Genomic DNA, 22,314 nt, shown 5'->3' with positions numbered 1-22,314 from the left:
CGGCCACCCCGCCGAGGGGCTGGAATGCTTGGAACGCCTTCCGCACCGAGGTGGACGAGGCCAAGGTCATGGGCTGGCCCCAGACCCTGCGCCAGGCGGTCCTGACGCGTCGGCGGATCGCAGCATGGAGCTGGCGCCGGGCGCGGTGCTCGACGAGGTGTCGCTGAGACACCGTGGCCGCCGGCGAGATCGTCCGCGCGCACATGGACCTCTCCCGCCGTAACATGGCCGAGTTCGTCGCCCCCCAGGGCCTGGACGTCGCCCTGGCCTGAGCCCGCCACCGCGCCAAGCGGAAGCGGGCTTCAGAGCCTCTGTGCGATCCGATCGGCCTGACGGCGCCGATCAGAACCTCCAGCTGACCTGGGCGCGGGCGCCATGGTCGGTCGAGCGATCGCCGTAGCTTCCCGAGTAGGTCACACCCAGCACCGCGGCTTTGCCGAGGTCGGCTTCCAGTCCGAGATTGACGGCCAGGCTGTCCTTGTCGATCGGCGCGCCGACGATCCTGAACGACGGGGCGCCGGTGAAGGCCAGATCTATGCTCGGCGCGCGATCGCCGAACGCATGGCGCAGCGCGGCCGAGCCGGTGAGGCGCAGGCTGAGCTCCCCGGTGCTCAGGTCGCTCTTCAGGCGCACCCCGACCGAACCATAGGCCAGGTGGTCGTCGCCGCCGCCATGCAGCGCGGCGCTGCCGCCCCGCTCGCTGACGTCGGAGTCGGTGAGCGCGACATAGGCCAGGCCGGCGTACGGCTGCACCGTCGTACCGGCCAGTTCGCGCTTCACGGCGACTTCGCCGAACGCCTGATAGGTGCGGGCCGAATAGTCGCTCGACAGGGTCTCGCCGAACATTCCGAACGCGACGCGGCGCGAGGCCTTCATGTCGTGCCACGCATAGGCGCCGCCGAGCTGGAACGAGATCCCGCCGCGCTCGGCCAGGACGTAGCCGCCGAGATGATAGGTCTCGACGTCGTGCTTGGCGCGCGCGGTCTTCAGGTCGCCGGCGCTGTAGCCCACGGCGACGCCGGCGCGGACATCCCGCCCCAGCGAGCCGTCGTAGCCGGTCAACAGCCCCTGGATGTCGCGGTCGTAGCTCTGTGCGTTGCCATCGCCCTTCATCGAGCCCCAGCCGCCGAAGGTCTCGCCCCACGCCGACGGTCCCTCGACGCCGGCCAGTTCGCCGCGCGCCAGGATCGCATCGCGCACGAAGCGGCTGTCCTGGATCAGCGAGCCGCGCAGGCTGGCGTGGTCCGAACCGGCCAGTTGGTCGAAAGCGTCGCGCGCCTGATCGGCCGAGAGGTTGACCACGGCGTCGAAGACCGGGTTGTCCCAGCCCAGATGCTCGGCGCCGGCCCCCGCCGCGACCTGGTTCGGGGTCACGCCGATATCCGTGAAGCTGATGTCGTTGCGCCGCAGCCGCAGATAGACGTTGGAGCCATCATAGCGGAGCGACGGGTCGAGGAAGGCCAGGTTCGAGGTCACGCCGTCGAACCTGCCGCCAGCCGCGAGACCGCCATTGGCGTGCAGGATCACATAGCTGGTTTCCGGCCTGTAGGTTCCCGCGCCCGCCAGCACCCTGACGGTCCCGCCCTGGATGGCAGCCACGCCGGACGCGACGATCTTGTCGGACTGGCCGGCCACGTCCGCCTCGACCTCGAAGACCGAGCCGGGCTTGAAGGTGACGCCGCCGGCGACGTTCAGCGTGCCGATCGAGTTGCCAGGCGCGATCGTGCCCGACACGACGGCGCTGCCCACCGTGCCGACGCCCTGCAGGCGAGCGCCGGACCAGACGTCCAGCGTTCCGCCGAGCAGGCCGTTCACGGCCAGCGTACCCCGTTCGACCGTGGTCGCGCCGGTAAAGCCGCCGGAGGCGCCGGTCAGTTCCGTCTTGCCGGCGCCGATCTGACGAAGGGCGCCGGAGCCGCTGATTGCTCCAGCGAAGGCCAGGTTGTCGGAACGGTCGAACGCCAGCGCGCCATTGGCGACGACGTCGCCGCGGATGGAGCCGCTCGTCCCGCCGGCGCCGAGGTTCAGCTGAGCGCCCGAGGCGATCGTCGTGCCGCCGGCATAGGTGTTGTTGGCGGTGAAGGTCACGCCGCCCCCCAGGATGCGCACCGCGCCCGTACCGGAGACCAGGCCGCCGAAGGCGATGGAGTCCGACCGGTCGAAGGCCAGCACGCCGCCGTTGGCGACATCGCCGACGATCGAGCCCGAAGTCCCGCCATCGCCGATCTGCAGCGTACCCGCGCGAATGGAGGCGCCGCCGCCAAAGGTGTTGGCGCCCGTCAGGATCAGCGTGCCGGCCTCGGTCTTGACGATCCCGCCAGCGCCGGTGATCGCCACGCCGATCTTGGCGGCGTCGGCCAGCACGCGGATCTCGCTGCCCGCCGCGGCGGTGACCAGTTGTCCGGTTCCGGTCAGCTCATAGCCTTCGTCCACGAACTGCAGGCCCAGGAAGCTCTGGGCGCCGTCCACCGTCACCAAGCCGCCCGTGAAGGCGCCGGCGTCCTTGAAGATGGCGTACTTGCTCGCCCAGCTGGCCGGCGTATTGCCGCCCTGGTTCAGCCATTGGCTGCTGGCGGCGCTCCACACGCCGTCGCCGCCCTGCCAGTGCTGCAAGGTGTCGTCACCGGGAATGAGCGTGGTGCTGATGAAGAGGTCTACCCGGCCACTGCCCGCCTGCAGCGTGTAGTCCACGTTGCTCAGCGACGGCGTAGCGCCGATCGTCGCCGTGTTGGCGGTCAGGGCGCCGCCATAGGTGATCAGGCGGTAGTAGCCCAGCCCGGCGACGCCGTCGGCCGAAGCCGCGCTCTGCGAGAGATTGACCACGCCGTTCAGCGCCAGGTCGCCGCTGACGACCAGGCGGTCGCTGGCGCCGGGCGAGGCCGACAACGCACCCGGCGCGCCCAGTTCGATGTCGAGATTGGCGCCCGACGCGAGGGTCAGGTCGCCCGCGATCGACAGCGAACCAACGGAATTGCCCGGCGCCAGATGGCCGCCGCTCTGGACGATGGTGTCGCCGACCGTGCCTGTGCCGCCCAGCGTCGCGCCGGAAGCGACGGTGACCGTCGACCTGGCCAGGGAGCCGTTCACCGTCAGGTTTCCCGCATCGACCGAGGTCGCACCCGTGAACCCCGAGGAATCGCCGGTCAGGATAAGCCTGCCCGAACCGGCCTGGCGGAGAAGGCCGGAACCGTCGATGACGCCGGCGAAGGTCAGGCTGTCGGAGCGATTGAACGCCAGCGCGCCGTTGACGAGGACGTCGCCGGCGATCGATCCCGTCGTCCCGCCGGCGCCGAGCGTCAGTTGGGCGCCCGAGGCGATGAACGCGCCGTCGGCATTGGTGTTGTTCGCCGTGAAGGTCACGCCGCCGCTCAGGATGCCCACCGCGCCCGTGCCGGAGATCCGACCGTCGAAGGTGATGGCGTCCGAACGCCGGAAGAACAGCACGGCGTCATTGACCACGTCGCCGACAATCGAGCCCAAAGTCCGGCCGTCGCCGATCTGCAGTACGCCCGCCTGGATGGTCGTGCCGCCGGCATAGGTGTTGGCGCCCGTCAGGACCAGCGTGCCGGCCTCGGTCTTGACGATCCCGCCCGCGCCGGTGATCGCCGCGCCGATCTTGGCTTCGTTGGCCAGCACGCGGATCTCGCTGCCGCCCGAGGCGGTGACCAACTGGCCGGTTCCCGTCAGCTCATAGCCTTCGTCGACAAACTGCAGCCCCCGGAAGCTCTGCGCCCCCTCCACCGTGATCTCGCCGCCGGTGAAGGCGCCAGCGTCCCTGAAGATCGCGTATTTGCCGGCCCAGGCGACCGGGATGTTGCCCCCCTGGTTCAGCCATTGGCTGCTGGCGGCGTTCCAGGCGCCGTCGCCGCCCTGCCAGTGCTGCAAGGTGTCATCGCCGGGAATGAGCGTGCTGGCGATGAAAAGGTCGACCCGGCCGCCGCCCGCCTGCAGCGCGTAGTTCACGTTGCTGAGCGACGGCGTCGCGCCGATCGTCGCCGTGTTGGAGGTCAACGCGCCGCCGTAGGTGACGAGGCGATAGTATCCCAGGCCCGCCGCCATGGCGGGGCTCTGCGAGAGATTGACCACGCCGTTCAGCGCCAGGTCGCCGCTGACGACCACGCGGTCGCTGACGCCCGGCGAGGCCGACGACGCGCCCGGCGCGACCAGCTCGATGTCCAGGTTCGAGCCGGACGCCAGGGTCAGGTCACCCGCGATCGATAGGGTTGCGACCGATCCGATAGATCCCCCGGAGCCGGGAGCCAGATGGCCGCCGCTCTGGATGACGGTGTCGCCCACCGTGCCCGCGCCGCCCAGCGTCGCGCCGGAGGCGACGGTGAGCGTAGAGCCGGCCAAGGAGCCGTTGACCGTCAGCCTGCCCGCATCGACAGCCGTCGTCCCCGTGAACCCCGAGGAATTGCTGGTCAGGATCAGATTGCCCGAACCGGCCTGGCGGAAGGCGCCCGAGCCGCTGACGACGCCCGAGAAGCTCACGCTGTCAGAGCGATCGAACGTCAGGCCACCATTGACGACGGCGTCGCCGATCAAGCCGCTGGCGCCGCCGGCGCCCAGGTTCAGCTGTGCGCCCGAGGCGATGGTCGTGCCGCCGGCATAGATGTTGTCGGCCGTGAGGGTCACGCTGCCATCCAGGACACGCACCGCGCCCGAGCCGGAGATCCGGCCGTCGAAGGTGATGGCGTCGGAACGGTTGAAGACCAGCACGCCCCTGTTGCCGACATTGCCGAGGATCGAGCCCGAAGTCCCGCCGTCGCCGATCTGCAGCGTGCCCGCATCGATCAACGTCCCGCCGGTATAGGTGTTGGCGCCCGTCAGGATCAGCGTGCCGGCCTGGGTCTTGGTGACGAGACCGGCGCCGGTGATCGCCACGCCGATCTTGGCGACGTCGTCCAGCACGCGGATTTCGCTGCCGCCCGAGATTGTGGCCAGTTGGCCCGTTCCGGTCAGCTCATAACCGTCGTCGACGAATTGCAGGCCGATGAAGCTCCGCGCGCCGTCCACCGTCACCAAGCCGCCGGTAAAGCCGCCGGCATCCTTGAAGATGGCGTACTTGCTCGCCCAGGCGGCCGGAGCGTTGCCACCGTCGTTCAGCCATTGCGTGCTGGCCGCGCTCCAGACGCCGTCGCCGCCCTGCCAGTGCTGCAGGGTGTCGTCGCCGGGAATGAGGGCGTTGCTGATGAACAGGTCGACACGGCCGCCGCCCGCCTGCAGCGCGTAGTTCACGTTGCTCAGCGAAGGCTTGGTTCCGATCGTCGCCGTGCTGGAGGTCAGGGCGCCCCCATAGGTGATCAGGCGGTAGTAGCCGATGCCCGCGACGCCGTCGGCCGAGGCCGCGCTCTGCGAGAGATTGACCACGCCGTTCAGCGCCAGGTCGCCGCTGACGATCAGGCGGTCGCTGACGCCGGGCGAAGCCGACGACCCGCCTGGCGCGCCCAGCTCGATGTCGAGGTTGGAGCCCGATGCGAGAGTGAGGTCGCCCGCGATCGACAGCGAGCCCACCGAATTGCCGGGCGCCAGATGGCCGCCGCTCTGGATGGTGGTGTCGCCGATCGCGCCAGTACCGCCCAGCGTCGCGCCAGATGCGACGGTGACCGTCGAACCAGCCAGCGAGCCGTTGACCGTCAAGGTTCCGGACCCAACCGTGGTGGCTCCAGTGAAGCCGGACGAATCTTCGGTCAGGACCAGCTTCCCGGAGCCGGCCTTGCGGAAATCACCCGCGCCCGAAAGCACGAAGCCATAGGTTCCGTCCACACTCTGATCGAGGGTCAGGAAGGCGCCGGCGCCGATCGACGCGTCGCTGCCGAACAGGCCGGCCTTGGCGATCACGCCGCCGCCCGAAATCGTCCAGTTCGAGGCCGACTCGCCGGTCAGGATCAGGGTTCCCGCACCCGTCTTGGTCACCGCGCCGCCGGTGGAGATCTGGCCGCGATAGACCCCGTCGAACGTCTGGTCGAAAACGACGCCCCGGCTGCCGGCGCCGCTGCCGAAGACCACGCTGCCGGCCAGGCTGTTGCTGTCGCCCTTCAGCACGCCTTCCAGCACCGACCAGGTCTGGTTACCCGTGCCGGTCAGGGTCCAGGTGCTGGCGCCCAGCTTCTCGAAGGTGTCGAAGCCCATGTAGCCGTAGCCGTCCACGGACCCGTCCGACCCGATATGCATGGCGTCGAACGTGTCGTCGTCCGCGCCGCCCAGGGCCAGCACGTTGTTGGAGCCGCCGCCGGTCACCGCAGCGACGTCACGGATCCACGAGCCCGCGTGAAGCTCCAGGCGGTTGTTGCTACCAAAGAACTCGATCGCGTAGGCGCGCTGGAAGCTCACGCTGACGCCGCCGATGATCGTGCCCGAATTGATGATGGTGGTGGAGCCGGTGCTGGCGCCGACCACGCCCCTGCCGCCTGCGCCCCGCCGGATCGCGTTGGAGGCCAGGCCGCCCGCTCCGCCCTGGATCGTTCCGGCGTTGACCAGCAGCCCCGGCTGCCCGCCCGTGAAGACGATGCCCGCCCCGCCGGCGCCGGAATACATCCCGCTGAAATTGCCGTTTCCCTGGCCGCCGACGCCGCCGGCGATGACGCCGGTCGCGCTGTTCTCGATCGTGCCGCCCCAGGCGATCACGCCGATGCCGGCCGCGCCGCCGTTCGAATAGCCGTAGCCGCCCTCGCCGCCGGTGATCGTACCCGCGTTGGCAATGGTTCCCAGATTGCTGAGCACGCCGGCCGCGCCGGCCCCGCCCCAGCTGGCGAAGGTTCCTCCGGCCCCGCCGGTGATCGTGCCGCTTTGGACGTTCAGCGAGCCGCCGTTGTAGAGGAAGAGGCCCGCGCCGCCGTTGCCGAGCGAGCTGCCCGTGCCGCCCGTGATGGCGCTGGTCGCCCCGCCCGCGCCGCCCACCACGGTCACCGAGCCGCCGTTCAGCAGCACCAGCCCGGCGCCGCCCCCGCCGCCGCCACCGCCGCCGCCTGCACGGCCCTCGCCGCCGTTCCCCCCTGTGACGTCATAGCCTGCTGTCGTGAGCTGGACGTTCGCCCCAGTCAGCACGAGCCCGCCTCCGCCGCCGCCCCCGGCAGCGTTCGCGCCGCCGTTGGCGCCGTCCGTCGCGGCGAAGTCGACGGCCAACGAGATGGATCCTGTCGAAGCGCTCTGCCAGCCCAGGCCGCCATTGCCGCCAAGGCCGCCGCTCCCGCCGCCGCCGCCGCCGCCGGCCGAGAGGTCGTTCAGCGCCCCGGGCTGCCCTCCCGCCTGGCTGCCGTTGGCGCCGGCCTCGGCCGAGCCGGTGGGCGTGCCGGCCGCCGCTCCGCCATAGCTTCCCGCGCCGGAAGCGCCGCCGCCGCCGCCCGCGACGCCGCCCGCGGGCGTGAAGGAGCCAAAGCCGGCGCCGTCGCCGCCGCCATGGGTGATCTGCCGGGCCTGGGCCATCGGGGCGCCGAGGCCGACCGCCAGCGCGAGCACCGTAAGCGAGACCGAGTTGCGGATGGCCCGCGCTTTGTTGATCGACTGCCGCACTTTGACACCTGCCAGGCCCGTCTTGGCGGGCCGCTCCTGAACCGCAGGGGCGTCAGATCGCGCCACGCGGCGCGCTCGGCTGGGCCGGGCCCGATCCCCTGAAAGGCACGCGCAGACAGCGATCGACGACGGCGTCCTCAGACGCGCGGCATCGATGATCCGTAAAACGCATGTTTTCCCGTCCCTGCCAGCGAGGCGCGCGCGGAACTATGCCATCCCGGCATGAACGGCAGAGTTTGGAACGGGGGTCAGTGCGCGCTGCGGCGCAGGGTGTCGGAAGGGCGCTCGCCGAAGCGAAGGCGATAGGCCTGGGCGAAACGGCCCAGCTCCCAGAAGCCGTGGTCCATGGCGACCTTGGTCACCAGGGTGGTGGCGGGATCGCAGGCCCGCAGCCGTGCATGGACGAGGTCCAGGCGGCGATTGCGAGCGTAGCGCACCGCGCTCTCCCCGAGGAATTCCTGGCAGGCCAGGTTGAGCGTCCGCTCGGCCGCGCCCACGACCCGGCAGATGTCGCCCAACGACAGCATCTCCTCCGGGCGCTCCTCCAGGGCGCGCTCGAAACGGGCGACGATCTGGCGATGGCGTCCCAGGGCCGCCCTGTCCGGCTTGACCAGCCCCTGCGAGAGGCAGGCCAGCAGCTTGTCGACGACCGCGCCCGCCAGGGCCTTGGCCGGTTGCGCCTCGCCGAGGATCTCGGGCGTGTTCTGGATCACGCCTGAGATGTCGCCCATCAACCCGATGAGTTCGTCCATCGCCGCCGACGGCGCGACGAACATGCGATCGTCGTCCAGCGGCGCCTTATGGCCGGCGCCCATCAGGTTGGGGGCATGCGCCGTCAATCGCTCGAACGGCATGGTCACGATGCCGAAGGCCCACGGCATGTCGGGCGGAGAGCCCGTGACGGTCCGCTCGTTGGGTCGGAAGTGAAAGATATGCCGGCCGAAAAGCTTGCGTCCCGAAACCCGGCGCATGATCCCGGGCTCGGTGGCGAACATGAAGGTGTGGACGCCCGGAATGGCCGCGGTCTGGGCGATGCCCTGGGCGAAGCGGCCCATGCCCAGGTTCAGCCCGCCGAAGCTGGCCCGCGCCAGCATGCCGTCGAAACACCCGCTCGTCCGTTCGAGAGGAAGAGGCTTCGCGCCCGAATTGATGTCGCCGATCGCCAGCGCCATCGTCTCGGGGTCCGTGAACCTGGCGAAGGCGCTCGAGGCGGAGGGTTTGCTGGACGGGTCGGGCGTCATCTTGCTGCGGAGAGGTCGAACTGTGTCGACTTGGCGACAATCGTCAACCGGTATGCCAAGACTCGCCGGAGGACAATCGAAGCTCGCACCCGCGTACCCGCCTGGCGCACGATCCACGGGCAAAAAAGAAGGCGCCCGAAGGCGCCTTCCTTGATCACTCCCACTCAATCGTGCCGGGCGGCTTGCTGGTCACGTCGTAGACGACGCGGTTGACGCCGCGGACCTCGTTGATGATCCGGGTGGCGGTCTTGCCTAGGATTTCCCAGGGGAACTCGAAGAAGTCGGCGGTCATGCCGTCGGTGGAGGTCACCGCGCGCAGGGCCAGGACGTTCTCGTAGGTGCGCGCGTCGCCCATGACGCCCACCGTCTTGACAGGCAGCAGCACGGCGAAGGCCTGCCAGATCTTGTCATAGAGGCCAGCGTTGCGGATCTCTTCGAGATAGATGGCGTCGGCGTCCTGCAGCACCTTGACCTTCTCGGGGGTGATCTCGCCCGGGATGCGGATGGCCAGGCCCGGGCCGGGGAACGGGTGGCGGCCGACGAAGGCCGGAGCCAGGCCCAGCTCGACGCCCAGGGCGCGGACCTCGTCCTTGAAGAGTTCGCGCAGCGGCTCGACCAGCTTCAGCTTCATGTAGTCCGGCAGGCCGCCCACGTTGTGGTGGCTCTTGATCACGGCCGACGGGCCGCCGCGGGCCGAGACGCTCTCGACGACGTCGGGATAGAGCGTGCCCTGGGCCAGGAACTGGGCGCCGTCGATCTTGGCGGCTTCCTTGTCGAAGACGTCGATGAACAGGCGGCCGATGGTCTTGCGCTTGGTCTCGGGATCCGAAACGCCGGCCAGTTCGCCGAGGAACAGGTCGCCGGCGTCCACGTGGACCAGCGGGATGTTGTAGTGGTCGCGGAACAGGGTGACGACCTGGTCGGCCTCGTTCTTGCGCAGCAGGCCGGTGTCGACGAAGACGCAGGTCAGCTGGTCGCCGATGGCCTCGTGGATCAGGACGGCGGCCACCGAGCTGTCGACGCCGCCCGACAGGCCGCAGATCACCTTGCCGTCGCCCACCTGGTCGCGGATCTTCTGGACCATCTCCTGGCGGAAGGCCGCCATGGTCCAGTCGCCCTTCAGGCCGGCCAGGGCCAGGAAGTTCTTGTAGATCTGGGGGCCGTTGACGGTGTGGTAGACCTCGGGGTGGAACTGCAGCGCATAGATCTTCTTGGCGTCATTGGCGATGGCCGCAAACGGCGCGCCGTTCGAGGTGCCCACCACCTCGAAACCTTCGGGGATGGCGGTGACGCGGTCGCCGTGGCTCATCCAGACGGTTTCCAGCTCGCCCACGCCCGCCAGGCCTTCGAACAGCGGGCTCTGCTTGCCGATCGTCAGCTCGGCGCGGCCGAACTCGCCGGCGTGGCCGCCCTCGACCTTGCCGCCCAGTACGTCGCACAGCAGCTGCTGGCCGTAGCAGATGGCCAGCATCGGCAGGCCAAGGTCGAACAGCTTGCGGCCGATGCGGGGGCTGTCGGCCTCCAGCACGCTGGCCGGGCCGCCCGACAGGATGATCGCCGAGGGCTGGTAGTCATCGACCAGGGCTTCGGCCTTGTCGAAGGGATGGATCTCGCAATAGACGCCAGCCTCGCGCACCCGGCGCGCGATCAGCTGGGTCACCTGGCTGCCGAAGTCGACGATCAGGACGCGCTGGTGGTGGGGTTCGGTGGTCATCGGGCGGGTCTCCAGCGGTCGGGCGTCTAAATCAGGGGGCGTAGGTCGAGCGCTGGAGCACGGCGGCGAAGAAGCCGTCCGTACCGGCGCGGTGCGGGGTCAGGCGCAGATAGCCTTCCGGGGTCACGTGGGTGACGCCGTCCAGGGCGATCGGCTTGACGGTGAATTCGGGGTGGCGCTCGAGGAAGGCCGCGACGCGATCCTCGTTCTCCTCGGTCAGCAGCGAGCAGGTGACGTAGACCATCCGGCCGCCGGCCTTCACGAAGGTCGAGGCGTCCTCCATGACGCTGTCCTGCTCGATCTGACGCTTGGCCAGCTGGTCGGACGACAGGCGCCATTTCGCATCGGGGTGACGGCGCCAGGTTCCGGCGCCGGTGCAGGGGGCGTCGACGAAGACCACGTCGATCTTGCCTTCCAGGCCCTTCAGCGGCTGGGCCTCGATCGGCGAGCGGATCTGCAGGTTGCGGACCCCTGCCCTCTGGCCGCGACGGATGGTGTCGGCCAGGCGGCGAGCGTCACTGTCGTGGGCGAAGATCTGGCCGCTGTTGCCCATGGCGGCCGCGAGCGCGAGCGTCTTGCCCCCGCCCCCGGCGCAGAAGTCGAGCACCTGCTTGCCCTTGACCTCGCCGGCCACGGCGGCGGCGATCTGCGAGCCCAAGTCCTGAACCTCGAACCAGCCCTTGGAGAAGGCCGGGACGGCTTCCACGGAGGGCGTACGGTCGGCGGCGGCGGGCGCGGGGATGCGGAAGGCGGTCGGCAGAATGCCGGCCGGCGCCGCGTTGATCGGCGCCAGGGCCTTGGCGCCGCGCTCGACGTCGGCCTTCAGGGTGTTGACGCGCAGGTCGACCGGCGCGCGTTCGGACAGCGCCGCCATCTCGGCGACCTGGTCGGCGCCAAGCGCCCGGGCCAGGTGCGGCTCCAACCAGTCGGGATAGTCGCCGGCCACCGGCGCAGGCGCGCCGTCCAGCGAGACGGGTTCCTTCAGGCGGGCCTGTTCGGTCTCGGAGAGCGCACCGAAGCCGTGCTCTTCCGAGGCGGCTTCGGCGATGCGCTCAGCCGGCCACTTCCAGACGAAGGCCAGGACGCCGAGCACGACGCCGCGCGCCGAAGTCTCGCCCATCATCCAGCCCAGCGAGCGCTTGCGGCGCAGCGCGTCGAGCACCAGGCCCGAGACGAACGCGCGGTCCTTGGAGCCGGCGTAGCGCGCGGCCTCGCCCCAGCGCTTGAGCGCCATCTTCACAGGGAAATGCCGCGTCTCGATCTCGGTCAGAACCTCGATCGCCGCGGAAACCCGTCCTCCGTCACGCATGGAGCTATATCACCAACGCCAGAAGGACCATGGCCAGACCCGCCATCGAGGCGACCCAGACCAGGCTGCGAACGACCGGCACGCCGAACGCATAGAGAAAGACATAGACCGCCCGGGCGCCGACATAGAGCGCGGTTCCAGCGACGGTCAGCGCACCGAGCCGGCCGCCCAGATAGGCGACCAGCACGGCGGCGACGAAGAACGCGAAGGTCTCGCGGAAGTTGGCGAAGGCCCTTTCGAGCCGTCCTGCCATGCCGGTCAGCACGACCGGCGTCTCCCGCGAGCCGACATTCCACTTCAAGCCGCGCTGGGGCTGGGCCGCCGCGCTGGCCCACAGAAGGTGGACCAGCCCGATGACGACCGCGACCGCCAGCATCCGCAGCTCGAAGGCCATCTGCATGGCCTAGACCGCGCTCGGATAGTTCGGAGCCTCGCGCGTGATCATCACGTCATGGACGTGGCTTTCACGCAGGCCGGCGCCCGTGATCCGCACGAAGCGCGCGCGCTCCTGCAGTTCCGGGATCGTGGGCGCGCCGACATAGCCCATGGCCGCGCGCAGGCCGCCGACCAGCTGGTGCAGCACCGGAGCGATCGGACCCTTGAACGGGGTCTGGCCCTCGATGCCTTCCGGCACGAGCTTGAAGCTGTCGGTCACTTCCTTCTGGAAGTAGCGGTCGGCCGAGCCACGGGCCATGGCGCCCACCGAGCCCATGCCGCGATAGCTCTTGTACGAGCGGCCCTGGTAGAGGAACACCTCGCCCGGCGCCTCTTCGGTGCCGGCGAACATCGAGCCCATCATGGCGGTCGAGGCGCCCGCGGCGATGGCCTTGGCCAGGTCGCCCGAGAACTTGATGCCGCCGTCGGCGATCACCGGCACGCCGCTCTCGCGACCGGCGCGGACGGCTTCCATGATCGCGGTCAGCTGCGGCACGCCCACGCCCGCGACGATGCGGGTGGTGCAGATCGAGCCCGGGCCGATACCCACCTTCACCGCGTCGGCGCCGGCGTCGATCAAGGCCCGCGCGGCGTCGTAGGTGGCGATGTTGCCGGCCACGATCTGGACGCGGTTGGCTTCACGCTTGAGGCGCGAAACGGCGGCGGCGACCTGGCTGGAGTGGCCGTGGGCGGTGTCGATGACGACAACGTCGACGCCGGCGTCCACCAGGCCCATGGAGCGCTCGAAACCGGCGTCGCCGACGGTCGAGGCGGCGCCGACCAGCAGGCGGCCCTTGTCGTCCTTGGCGGCCAGGGGGTGAGCCTGGGCCTTCTCGATGTCCTTCACCGTGATCAGGCCGACGGCGCGGTAGGCGTCGTCGACGACGATCAGGCGTTCGATCTTGTGCTTGCGGAGAAGCTCGCGCGCCTCGCGGCTGTCGACGCCCTCGCCCACCGTGATCAGGTTCTCGCGGGTCATCAGCGCCGAGGCCGGCACGTTGGCGTCGCCCTCGAAGCGCATGTCGCGGTTCGTGAGGATGCCGACCAGCTTGCCCGTCTCGCGCTCGACCACCGGGAAGCCCGAGATCTTGCGGCGGGCCGTGATCTCGCGGACCTCGGCCAGGGTGGTGTCCGGGTGGATGGTCAGCGGGTTGATGACCATGCCGCTTTCGTAGCGCTTGACCTCGCGGACGTGGTCGGCCTGCTCCTCGTTGGAGAGGTTGCGGTGCAGGATGCCCAGGCCGCCGGCCTGCGCCATGGCGATGGCGAGACGGCTTTCGGTGACCGTGTCCATGGCGGCGGACACGAGCGGGATGTTCAGACTGATTTCACGCGTGAACTTGGTCTCGGTCGTCACTTGCGTCGGCATGACGTCGGACGGACCAGGTTCGAGCAAAACGTCGTCGAAGGTGAGCCCTTCGCGAATCTCCATCGGATTCTCCATTTTGCGGCGCTCGTATAGTCGCGAGGCGGGCGTTTGTCGAGGCGTGGAGAGCGGCCTGCGGCACGAAATCTGCGTTCTCAGGCTAGAGGCGAAATTCCAGCCCCAGATCCCGCGCCACACCTTCCAGGCGCTGATCCTGCGTCCAAAGGCGAGCACCGGCGGTCAAGCGTACGGCCGCCAGTAGGTGCGCATCGACATGACCAATTTCGCGCCCGTAGAGCCGATGACCTTCGACAAAGTCGAGCACCTCCGCATCGGTCGCCGAGGTCGCCATCGGCATCTGCCGAAGCGCTTCCAGAAAAGCCGTTCGGTTCTTGAGATTGCCGAGCGCCAGTTCGCCCACGACGAAAGGATGGACGAGCACCCTGCTCTCCTCCAGCAACCGCACAAGCACCGCATCGGCGGCGCGAAGATGAGCAACCCAGACCGAACTATCGACCAGAATCACGCCGCCTAAGACCTTCGGCGAGCAGCAAGCTGGAGCTCGGGCTCGCTGCCGCCCAGCAGCGCCAGTCGACGTGCGCTTTCGCGCTCGACAAGAGCCTTCAAGGCTTCCCGCACCAGCGCCGCCTTTTCCTGGATGCCCGTAAGAGCGGCGGCCCGCTCCAGCAGTTCGTCGTCCAAGGCCAATGTCGTACGCATGGCGTGAGCTCCTTGCAGCACGAAATGTAGCATCGAACGATGCCCATATCCATGCCAGGCAGCACGGCTCAAGCGGTCGTCAGGGCGCCTCGAACGGCTCGCAAACCTTTTCCCGCGGAACGAAGCTCAGCAGTCGGAAGCCGTCACCGGTCCAGAGATAGCGATAGACCCCCGCGCGGGCCTGGTCCTCTCGCGGCGCGCCGGCCAGCACGATCACGCGGCTGCCGCGCTCGAAGTTCACGCCGTGGAGCATTCCACCTACGCGGTTGGTATCCATGTAGTCCGCGCCGGGCAGTTTCGTGACCCGGCCCGTCCGGGCGTCCACCGCCACCCAGGCCACGCAGGAGGTCCCGCAGCCCCACTGGACGACCGTCATGTGGCCCGCGAAGTTCGGCCCCTGGGCCGCGCCCTCGCGCAGCGCGGTTCGAAACAATCGCTTGTCGGGCGTATCCAGCACGGGCTTGGCGGGAACGCCGGTCCAGGCCTTCGCCGGATGACCGTCGAACCGCAGGCTGTCGCGAGCGGCGCTATCGGTAATGATGCAGGCCGGCGACGCCGCCGCGATCATCATGGAGACAAGCGCAGCGACCATCGGAGACCTACCTTCCCTTGAACCCCGTCGCCACGAGGAAGACCTCGGAGCTGTCCTGGCGGCTGGCCTTGGGCTTGAAGTGCTGGACCTTCTCGAAGTTCTTCTTCAGCCGGGCGATGACCTCGGAGGTTTCGCCGCCCTGGAAGGCCTTGGCGACGAAGGCGCCGCCGGGTTTCAGGGTCTCGATGGCGAATTCGGCGCCGATCTCGATCAGGCCGACGATGCGCAGGTGGTCGGTCTCGCGGTGGCCAACGGTGTTGGGGGCCATGTCCGACATCACGAGGTCAGGGGCGCCGCCTAGCAGTTCGAGCAGCTTGGGCGGACAGGCCGGATCAGTGAAATCCATCTCGACGATGTGGGCCGGCTCGACCGGGTCGACGTGCAGCAGGTCGACGCCCACCAGCTGGGTCACGCCGCGCTCGACGGCCACCTGCAGCCAGCCGCCGGGCGCGCAGCCCAGATCGATGACCTTCGCGCCCTTCTTGAAGAAGCGGAACTTCTCGTCGATCTCGCTGATCTTGAAGGCCGCGCGGCTACGATAGCCCAGCGCCCGGGCCTTGGCCGAGAACGGGTCGTTGATCTGGCGCTCCAGCCAGGCCTGCTGGCTGGGCGTGCGGCCATAGGCGGTCTTCAGGCGCGCGGGCTTGGCGCGACCGTCCGCGTTGCCGCCCGTGGGCGGCTTGACCATGCGGCGCTTGGGGGGCTCGTCGTTCATGCGTTCACCGTTGGGGCCGAACCGGCCCCGCCGCGCCGCCGACGGCGGGGGCGCTTCTGCCGATCCGACATCAGAGACATCAGGAGGCCCTCTCTAAGCCCTCGGTCGGCGACTCGCACGCGAGAACACGGCCAAAGCTCCTGAACGGCTTGAAGAATGGCCGCGCCGGCCAGCACCAGGTCGGCGCGATCGGCCCCGATGCAGGGCTCCAGCGCCCGTTCCTTGGCGGTCAGCTTCAGCAGACGGCCGGCCGCCGCCTCGCAATCGGCGCGCTCCATCCAAAGACCATCGACGACGTTGCGGTCATAGCGCGGCAGGCCAAGGTGAAGACCGGCCAGGCTGGTGATGGCGCCCGAGGTGCCGACCATGTGGGCCCGGCCGGCGTCGAAGGTCTTGCGCATGGGCGCCGCGTGCGGAAAGGCCGAAATCTTGGACTTCACCTCCTCGACCATGGCCCTGAACCAGCCGTCGTCGGCCCGCTCGCCCTCGGGGAAGCGCTCGGCCAGGGTGACGACCCCGATCGGGATGGACAGCCAGGCGCGGATCGGCAGTTTCCAGGCCTCGAACTGGCGCGGCTTGGCGTCGAGCCCGCCGCCCTTGAGGTCGACCCACGACAGCTCGGTCGAACCGCCGCCGACATCGACGACCAACGCCGCGTCGGCCTCGCGATCGAACAGGCTCATGCAGCCGGCGACCGAAAGCTGGGCTTCCTCACGGGGCGTGATGATCTGCAGGCGAAGGCCCGTCTCCTCGGCCACGCGACGAACGAACTCCGTGCCGTTGCTGGCGCCGCGACAGGCCTGGGTGGCCACGGCCTTGACCCGGATGGCCCGTCGACGACGGATCTTCTCGGCGCAGACCTTGAGCGCGGCCATCGACCGCTCCATCGCGGCGTCTGAGAGCTGACCGGTCTGGGACAGCCCCTCCCCCAACCTGACAATACGGGAATAGGCCTCGATGACGCGGAAACCGCGCGGCGAAGGCGTCGCCACCAGGAGGCGGCAATTATTGGTTCCGAGATCGAGCGCCGCGTAGCACGGCTGCTCGCCCGGAGACCGACGTGAGCCCTGGCCGCCCTGGCCACGGGATCCGCCGGGCGCTCTCGGCGCCTCCGACATGGTCGTTCCACCTGTCTCGCAGGCGATTCGTCACGAACCGCCTCACTTCGTCGAAGACCATAGCAACCGTGTCGATGCACCGGAAGGCGGCGTGACGCTGCAATGAACGCGGTTTACGTTCAGGATTCAGTCAGGAGACTCGTCGTAATATCTTCATCATGAACGAGAGACTCGCCAAATTCGCGATCGGCCAGGTCGTCAGACACCGCATCTTCCCTTTCCGGGGTGTGGTGTTCGACGTCGACCCGGTGTTCGCCAATACGGAAGAGTGGTGGGAGTCGATCCCCGAGGACATCCGACCGTCCAAGGACCAGCCGTTCTATCACCTCCTGGCCGAGAACGACGACAACACCTACGTGGCCTACGTCTCCGAGCAGAACCTGCTGGCCGACGACACGGGCGAACCCGTGCACCACCCGCAGGCTGCGCTGATCTTCGAATCCTTCGATCACGGCGCCTACAAGCTTCGGCCCCGGATCTCGCACTGACGGCAAGGCCTGACCGCCGACCTGGCGGTTGCGCGCAAAAATCGAACGAAACTTGCCGCCATCCGGGCGTAACGTCGTTTCATGAGCGCAGACGGTTTCAGCGGCGGGCCGCCCCCAGGGGCTCGCCCCGATTGGACGATCGATCAAGGCTGGGAGGCCTACAGCCAGGCCGAGCACGATGTCTGGATCACGCTCTATGAGCGCCAGGCCAACGTGCTCCAGAACCGCGCCTGCGATGAGTTCCTGCGCGGCCTGGACGCGCTGGACCTGCACCGCGCCGGCATTCCCGACTTCAACCGGATCAACGAGGAGCTCCAGCGGCTGACCGGCTGGAGCGTCGTGGCCGTGCCGGGCCTGGTGCCCGACGACGTGTTCTTCGACCACCTTGCCAATCGCCGCTTCCCGGCCGGCCAGTTCATCCGCAAGCCGCACGAACTGGACTATCTGCAGGAGCCGGACGTCTTCCACGACGTGTTCGGCCACGTGCCGATGCTGACCGACCCCGTCTTCGCCGACTACATGCAGGCCTATGGCAAGGGCGGCCAGCGAGCGCTGGGCCTTGGCCGACTGGCCAACCTCGCCAGGCTCTACTGGTACACCGTCGAGTTCGGCCTGATGGCCACGCCGGCCGGCCTGCGGATCTACGGCGCGGGCATCGTCTCGTCGCGGACGGAGTCGATCTTCGCCCTGGAAGACCCCTCCCCCAACCGCATCGGCTTCGACCTGGAGCGGGTGATGCGCACGCCCTACCGTATCGACGACTTCCAGCAGGTCTATTTCGTCATCCCCTCGATCCAGACCCTGCAGGAAGTGACCCTGCGCGACTTCTCGGCGCTGTACGAACGGCTGGCCGGCGCTGGCGACGTCGGGATCGCCGAGATCGTGGGCGCCGACCAGGTGCTGACCCGGGGAACCCAGGCCTATGCGAAGGCCGGCGGGCGGCTGGCCTCTGCGGCCGGCTGAGCCCGCAGACCGAACAGCGCCCGCACGCCCGGAATCCGCCGAACGATCTCGTAGGTCGCGAAACAGGCGCCGAAGGTCCCCGCGACCAGGATCAGGGCTTCCAGCCCCTGCGGCAGCCCCAGCCTGGCCAGGTGGTGGGCCAGGACGACCGTCACGGTCTGATGGACGATGTAGAACGGAAAGACGCCCAGGGTCAGGTAGCGCAGCACCGGCCCTCCGCGGTTCAGATGCTTCGCGCCAAATCCCAGGATGGCGGCGATCGCGCACCACTGGTCGACCGCATAGACCCCGCGCATGGTCAGCCGCAACGCCTGCGCCGGGTCGCCTTGCCGGTAGATCCAGGCGTAGGTCGCGAAGGCGATGTAGGCGGCCAGGGCCAGGATCAGGGCGGGCCAGCGCATGGCCATCAGTCGCTCGCGCAGCACCGAGGACTTGGCCAGACCAAAGCCCAGCATGAACGCGCTGAACGAGATGGCGTGGTTGTACCAGTCGTCGACCAGGGCATGGGTGACGTCGAAGATCGGCAGCAGCACCGCGCGAGCCAGCGCCAGGAACACGATCGGCAGGATGAGCAGCCAAGGACCGGCCAGCACGCGCTCGCAGGCCGCCTGAAGCCTGTCGCCCAGCCTGGGGACGATCGCCAGCAGCAGGGCGAGCACGAGCGTGTAGACCAGCAGATAGGCGACGAACCACATGTGGTTCCAGGTCGGGGTGATCAGGCAGTCCCCGTCCTCGCCGCACCATCCGCCCGAGGCGGTCAGGTATTTGGCCCAGAAGGTCGGCCACGGATCGACGCCGAACGGCGCCTGCGGATGGGCGGCCACATACTCGGCGACCTGGTAGTAGGATTGCGGCGGCACGATCACGACCATGGCCAGCAGCAGCGGCGGCAGGAGCCGCGCAACGCGCTTCCTAGCCAACTTTCCGACGCCGACCTTGTCGGCCATGAAGCGCGTGGCCGCGCCCGATACGAGAAACAGCAGGGTCAACCGCCAGGGACTGGTCAGCATCATCACCGGCTCCAGCGCCGGGACGGGATGGGGCGACTTCACGTGCCACTCCCAAGGCACGTAGAACATGCCCACGTGATACAGAATCAGCAGGAAGAACGCTCCCACCCTGATCCAGTCGAGGTCGTGGCGGCGAACGAGGTCCTGTGGAGGCGAAAGGGACATTGGGGTTGGTTCCGAACGATGGCGTCGCCGGGGAGAAATCCGTCCCGGCCGCCGCATGCCAAGCGTCAGGGGACGAACAGCGCCCTGCCGGTGACGCCGCTGCGCCCTCGGGGACGAACGGCGCGCGCTGGGGGATGAGCGGCGCCGAGCGCCGCCTGCTGCTGCGCGGCTGGCTGTGCGGCCTGGCCATCGTCGCGGCCATCACCGTCATCAACATCCTGACCATCATCCACGACGCGCCCCGCCTTGGTCCCTGGCGGCCGGCGATCTGGGAGGTGTCCAGCGGCCTGGTCACGGCGCTGATCATGCTGCTGCCGGCCGCCGTCGCCCTCTGGACGCACCGAACCCGGCCAAGCCTGGCTCGCGCCCTGCCCGTCCACGCCATCGCCCTGCTCGCCTACTCGACCTTGCACGTGAGCGGCTTTGTCGTGCTGCGAAAGCTCGCCCATCGCCTGATCCTCGACGAAGGCTACGACTTCGGTCCCATCGGGCCGGAGTTCCTGTACGAACTGCGCAAGGACGTCATCGCCTATGGGCTGGCGTTCGTCGTCTTCTGGCTGCTGGCGCGGATGGCGCGCGACGTCGCCGCCGAGGCGCCGCCTCAGACGGCGGCTGCCGCGACGTCGCCGGCGATGTTCGACATCCGCGACGGCGCGCGGCTGGTGCGTACGCCCATCCCAGACATCCTGGCCGTGCGCTCGGCCGGCAACTACGCCGAGTTCCTGCTGGCCGACGGCCGGCGGCCGCTTACCCGCTCATCACTGACGGCGCTGGAAGGCGAGCTCGCGATGCATGCCTTCGTGCGCACCCATCGCTCGTGGCTGGTCAACTCGGCGCGCGTGACGGGGCTGCGGCCGGAAGGCTCGGGCGACTACGCCGTAGAGCTGGGCGCGGTCGAGGCGCCGTTGTCGAGACGCTATCCCGAGGCGCTGGCGCTATTGCGAGGGTAGCCCCCGCAAAATCCCCGTAAAAGCGGGGACCTAGGCCTTTTCTGACCCCTTCACCGCCCAGAGCAGTTTTTCGACCTGCCCCTCGCCGCCCGCGATGGGACTGTCGGCGCTGTCGCGAACCGTCCAGCCGGACGCCTCCAGAAAGGCCGACACCCGCGCGACGCAAGCAGCGATGACGTCCGGATCCTTCACGAGGCCGCCCTTGCCGACGTTCTCGCGACCGGCCTCGAACTGCGGCTTGACCAGGGCGACCAGATCCGCCCCCGAGCGCGCCAGGCCCAGCGCCGCCGGCAGGGCCTTCTCCAGCGAGATGAAGCTGACGTCGGTGACCACCAGATCGAGGCCGTCCGGCGCGTGCTCGGCGGTCAGGGCGCGGGCGTCCAGCGGCGACAGGTCCTCGACGCGTGGGTCGCTCTTCAAGCTCTGATGCAGCTGGTCGCGGCCCACGTCGACGGCCAGGACGCGCGCCGCGCCTTTCGACAGCAGGACCTCGGTGAAGCCGCCGGTCGAGGCGCCGACATCGATGGCGACCCGGCCGTCGACCGTCACGGGCCACAGCTCCAGCGCCCGCACCAGCTTCAGCGCGCCGCGCCCGACCCAGGGATGGGCGGCCTCGGCGACGATCTCCGCGCTTTCGTCGATGACCTCGGCGGCCTTGGCCACGACCTTGCCGTCGGCGGTGACGCAGCCGGCCTCGATGGCGGCGCGCGCCTTGGCGCGGCTGTCGAACAGGCCCTTCTCGACCAGCAGGATGTCGGCGCGTTTGCGGCTCATCGGGGCCTGATAGCAGACTCGCGCCTACGCCGCCTCGGCGTCGTTGGCGGCCAGGCCCAGACGGGCGACGGCGGCGTCCATGGACGCGCCGCGCGGCACGACGACCCATTCGCGAGGCCGGGAGGCGTTGACCGCCACCACGGCGTCCTTGGGGCAGACGTCGAAGCAGTCGACCTCGATCACCGCGAGCGGCGCCTTGCGGTCCTTGCCCTTGCCGCCGCCGGAGGCCTTGCGCAGGGCCTTGGCGAAGCTCTGCTCGCCCCCCTGGCCGAAGCCGCCGTCCAGCTTGCGCGAACACTTGCGACAGACGAGGACCACCTCGTTCCAGTCGGCGCGCACGCGCTTGATCGGCCTTTCCTTGCTCACCTGGAGCCTTTCCGTTTCAGGCGCCCTGCCCGCGCCTTCGACATGGGAAGTCGCCGCCCGAAGTGCTAGAGAGCCGCGCTTTCAACGCTTCGGAGGCCGCCATGGTCCGCAATCTCAAGGGCAAGATCGTTTCGCCCGCCGCCGACCCAACCGCCGCCGACGACCTGGCCTGGTTCACCGCCAAGGCCGACCGCGCCTTCCGCCTGCGCGATCCGGCGCCGCTGGAGTTCGGCCCGCTGGGCGATCCCGGCGACGGCTTCAGCTGGCGGGTGCTCGTGGCCCGCCTGCCCGACGGCGGCCGCCTGCGCCTGCCGATCTCGCTGGCCTGGGACCTGCACAACGACCACGCCAAGGACCAGCACCTGTCGATGCTGTTCGACCAGGTCGCCCCGGCCGACGCCAAGGCGGCGCTGAAGAAGAAGGCGAACTAGCCTTTGCGCATCCACGCCGCGACGGCCCAGGAATGGGCGTCGTGGCGCAGGGCGACGACGGCGTCGCGCGGGTCGAGCCAGACCAGCTTGTGATCGTCCTCGACCTTCAGCTCCGGGCGCTCGGCAGCCAGGGTCACGGCGTAGACGCCACCGTAGTTGCGCACCGGCTGGCCGTCGGATTTCAGGAACGGCTGGGAAACATCGACGACCAACGCGCCGACCTCGACCACCAGCCCGGTCTCCTCGCCGAACTCGCGGATCAGGGCCTCGCCTTCGGTCTCATCGCCGTCGACGGCGCCGCCCGGCAGGTCGAAATAGGGCGCCTTGCCGGGCTTGGTGACCTCCACCAGCGCGATCCGCCCCCGCGCATCCTCGGCGATGCCAAAGGCGGCGTGACGGTCCTGATAGGCCAGGGCCGCGTCGGGGGCGTCGAACGCGATCAAGC

19 protein-coding genes are annotated in these 22,314 nt (G+C 69.2%); 4 read left to right on the top strand and 15 right to left on the bottom strand.

All coding sequences use genetic code 11. The features are described 5' to 3' along the window. Window positions 1–342: 342 nt before the first annotated feature. From V6S85_RS03085 to V6S85_RS03035, 11 genes are all read right to left on the bottom strand, one after another. Window positions 343–7,512 (bottom strand): autotransporter-associated beta strand repeat-containing protein, encoded by a 7,170-nt coding sequence (locus V6S85_RS03085; RefSeq protein ID WP_334348009.1) that lies wholly within the window; start codon window positions 7,510–7,512, stop codon window positions 343–345. Window positions 7,513–7,760: 248 nt separating this feature from the next. Further along, window positions 7,761–8,684, bottom strand: a complete 924-nt coding sequence (locus V6S85_RS03080) for an AraC family transcriptional regulator (RefSeq protein ID WP_334348008.1) — start codon at window positions 8,682–8,684, stop codon at window positions 7,761–7,763. 223 nt (window positions 8,685–8,907) lie between these two features. Next, window positions 8,908–10,467, bottom strand: coding sequence for a glutamine-hydrolyzing GMP synthase (gene guaA, locus V6S85_RS03075; RefSeq protein WP_101717816.1), 1,560 nt, complete (start codon window positions 10,465–10,467; stop codon window positions 8,908–8,910). A gap of 31 nt (window positions 10,468–10,498) precedes the next feature. Next, entirely contained in the window at window positions 10,499–11,776 is a 1,278-nt protein-coding gene (locus V6S85_RS03070; protein WP_334348007.1) for an RsmB/NOP family class I SAM-dependent RNA methyltransferase, read from the bottom strand. A gap of 4 nt (window positions 11,777–11,780) precedes the next feature. Next, entirely contained in the window at window positions 11,781–12,176 is a 396-nt protein-coding gene (locus tag V6S85_RS03065) for an MAPEG family protein (protein WP_334348006.1), read from the bottom strand. Between the two features lie 3 nt (window positions 12,177–12,179). Continuing rightward, window positions 12,180–13,643 carry an IMP dehydrogenase gene (guaB, locus tag V6S85_RS03060; protein ID WP_058348815.1) on the bottom strand — a complete coding sequence of 488 codons (1,464 nt, stop codon included), beginning with the start codon at window positions 13,641–13,643 and terminating at the stop codon, window positions 12,180–12,182. 94 nt (window positions 13,644–13,737) lie between these two features. Continuing rightward, window positions 13,738–14,103 carry a type II toxin-antitoxin system VapC family toxin gene (locus tag V6S85_RS03055; RefSeq protein ID WP_116566921.1) on the bottom strand — a complete coding sequence of 122 codons (366 nt, stop codon included), beginning with the start codon at window positions 14,101–14,103 and terminating at the stop codon, window positions 13,738–13,740. Between the two features lie 5 nt (window positions 14,104–14,108). Continuing rightward, complete coding sequence (locus tag V6S85_RS03050; protein ID WP_116566919.1) at window positions 14,109–14,297, bottom strand: type II toxin-antitoxin system VapB family antitoxin; 189 nt, start codon at window positions 14,295–14,297, stop codon at window positions 14,109–14,111. A gap of 79 nt (window positions 14,298–14,376) precedes the next feature. Continuing rightward, window positions 14,377–14,889 (bottom strand): hypothetical protein, encoded by a 513-nt coding sequence (locus V6S85_RS03045; protein WP_334348005.1) that lies wholly within the window; start codon window positions 14,887–14,889, stop codon window positions 14,377–14,379. A gap of 7 nt (window positions 14,890–14,896) precedes the next feature. Then, entirely contained in the window at window positions 14,897–15,604 is a 708-nt protein-coding gene (locus V6S85_RS03040; RefSeq protein ID WP_165799288.1) for an RlmE family RNA methyltransferase, read from the bottom strand. Continuing rightward, window positions 15,601–16,722, bottom strand: coding sequence for a Ppx/GppA phosphatase family protein (locus tag V6S85_RS03035; protein WP_116566914.1), 1,122 nt, complete (start codon window positions 16,720–16,722; stop codon window positions 15,601–15,603). The genes V6S85_RS03040 and V6S85_RS03035 overlap by 4 nt, the downstream gene beginning before the upstream one ends. Before the next feature lie 158 nt (window positions 16,723–16,880). On the opposite strand from V6S85_RS03035, the gene hspQ reads away from it, so the two are divergent. After that, window positions 16,881–17,210 (top strand): heat shock protein HspQ, encoded by a 330-nt coding sequence (gene hspQ / locus V6S85_RS03030; RefSeq protein ID WP_116566912.1) that lies wholly within the window; start codon window positions 16,881–16,883, stop codon window positions 17,208–17,210. 81 nt (window positions 17,211–17,291) lie between these two features. Beyond that, window positions 17,292–18,173, top strand: coding sequence for a phenylalanine 4-monooxygenase (phhA, locus tag V6S85_RS03025; protein ID WP_334348004.1), 882 nt, complete (start codon window positions 17,292–17,294; stop codon window positions 18,171–18,173). Here the strand turns inward: phhA and V6S85_RS03020 are convergent. After that, window positions 18,131–19,348 (bottom strand): acyltransferase family protein, encoded by a 1,218-nt coding sequence (locus V6S85_RS03020; RefSeq protein ID WP_334348003.1) that lies wholly within the window; start codon window positions 19,346–19,348, stop codon window positions 18,131–18,133. The genes phhA and V6S85_RS03020 overlap by 43 nt on opposite strands. A 134-nt stretch (window positions 19,349–19,482) precedes the next feature. On the opposite strand from V6S85_RS03020, the gene V6S85_RS03015 reads away from it, so the two are divergent. Then, window positions 19,483–20,298 carry a LytTR family DNA-binding domain-containing protein gene (locus tag V6S85_RS03015; protein WP_334348002.1) on the top strand — a complete coding sequence of 272 codons (816 nt, stop codon included), beginning with the start codon at window positions 19,483–19,485 and terminating at the stop codon, window positions 20,296–20,298. A gap of 30 nt (window positions 20,299–20,328) precedes the next feature. Here the strand turns inward: V6S85_RS03015 and V6S85_RS03010 are convergent, their stop codons facing one another. Continuing rightward, window positions 20,329–21,072 (bottom strand): TlyA family RNA methyltransferase, encoded by a 744-nt coding sequence (locus V6S85_RS03010; protein WP_334348001.1) that lies wholly within the window; start codon window positions 21,070–21,072, stop codon window positions 20,329–20,331. A 24-nt stretch (window positions 21,073–21,096) separates the two neighbouring features. Continuing rightward, window positions 21,097–21,438: a (2Fe-2S) ferredoxin domain-containing protein gene (locus V6S85_RS03005; protein WP_334348000.1), complete on the bottom strand. Its 342-nt coding sequence runs from the start codon at window positions 21,436–21,438 to the stop codon at window positions 21,097–21,099. 101 nt (window positions 21,439–21,539) lie between these two features. Here V6S85_RS03005 and V6S85_RS03000 point away from each other — a divergent pair, with 101 nt between their 5' ends. Continuing rightward, complete coding sequence (locus V6S85_RS03000) at window positions 21,540–21,869, top strand: hypothetical protein (protein ID WP_116566902.1); 330 nt, start codon at window positions 21,540–21,542, stop codon at window positions 21,867–21,869. Here the strand turns inward: V6S85_RS03000 and V6S85_RS02995 are convergent. Further along, entirely contained in the window at window positions 21,866–22,312 is a 447-nt protein-coding gene (locus V6S85_RS02995; RefSeq protein WP_334347999.1) for an NUDIX domain-containing protein, read from the bottom strand. The two genes, V6S85_RS03000 and V6S85_RS02995, sit on opposite strands and share 4 nt — an antisense overlap. Window positions 22,313–22,314: the final 2 nt, after the last annotated feature.

Origin of the sequence: Caulobacter sp. CCNWLW153 (assembly GCF_036889365.1) — a bacterium.
GTDB classification, from domain to species: domain Bacteria; phylum Pseudomonadota; class Alphaproteobacteria; order Caulobacterales; family Caulobacteraceae; genus Caulobacter; species Caulobacter radicis.
The sequence above is the reverse complement of the archived record's forward strand: the minus strand, read 5'-3'. Positions and strand labels throughout refer to the sequence as shown.

Coding starts and splice junctions, on each gene's coding strand:
- V6S85_RS03080 (WP_334348008.1), bottom strand. CDS start 8,684: ATGGCGCTGGCGATCGGCGACATCAATTCGGGCGCGAAGCCTCTTCCT.
- guaA (WP_101717816.1), bottom strand. CDS start 10,467: ATGACCACCGAACCCCACCACCAGCGCGTCCTGATCGTCGACTTCGGC.
- V6S85_RS03070 (WP_334348007.1), bottom strand. CDS start 11,776: ATGCGTGACGGAGGACGGGTTTCCGCGGCGATCGAGGTTCTGACCGAG.
- V6S85_RS03065 (WP_334348006.1), bottom strand. CDS start 12,176: ATGCAGATGGCCTTCGAGCTGCGGATGCTGGCGGTCGCGGTCGTCATC.
- guaB (WP_058348815.1), bottom strand. CDS start 13,643: ATGGAGATTCGCGAAGGGCTCACCTTCGACGACGTTTTGCTCGAACCT.
- V6S85_RS03050 (WP_116566919.1), bottom strand. CDS start 14,297: ATGCGTACGACATTGGCCTTGGACGACGAACTGCTGGAGCGGGCCGCC.
- V6S85_RS03045 (WP_334348005.1), bottom strand. CDS start 14,889: ATGGTCGCTGCGCTTGTCTCCATGATGATCGCGGCGGCGTCGCCGGCC.
- V6S85_RS03040 (WP_165799288.1), bottom strand. CDS start 15,604: ATGAACGACGAGCCCCCCAAGCGCCGCATGGTCAAGCCGCCCACGGGC.
- V6S85_RS03035 (WP_116566914.1), bottom strand. CDS start 16,722: ATGTCGGAGGCGCCGAGAGCGCCCGGCGGATCCCGTGGCCAGGGCGGC.
- hspQ (WP_116566912.1), top strand. CDS start 16,881: ATGAACGAGAGACTCGCCAAATTCGCGATCGGCCAGGTCGTCAGACAC.
- phhA (WP_334348004.1), top strand. CDS start 17,292: ATGAGCGCAGACGGTTTCAGCGGCGGGCCGCCCCCAGGGGCTCGCCCC.
- V6S85_RS03020 (WP_334348003.1), bottom strand. CDS start 19,348: ATGTCCCTTTCGCCTCCACAGGACCTCGTTCGCCGCCACGACCTCGAC.
- V6S85_RS03015 (WP_334348002.1), top strand. CDS start 19,483: ATGAGCGGCGCCGAGCGCCGCCTGCTGCTGCGCGGCTGGCTGTGCGGC.
- V6S85_RS03010 (WP_334348001.1), bottom strand. CDS start 21,072: ATGAGCCGCAAACGCGCCGACATCCTGCTGGTCGAGAAGGGCCTGTTC.
- V6S85_RS03000 (WP_116566902.1), top strand. CDS start 21,540: ATGGTCCGCAATCTCAAGGGCAAGATCGTTTCGCCCGCCGCCGACCCA.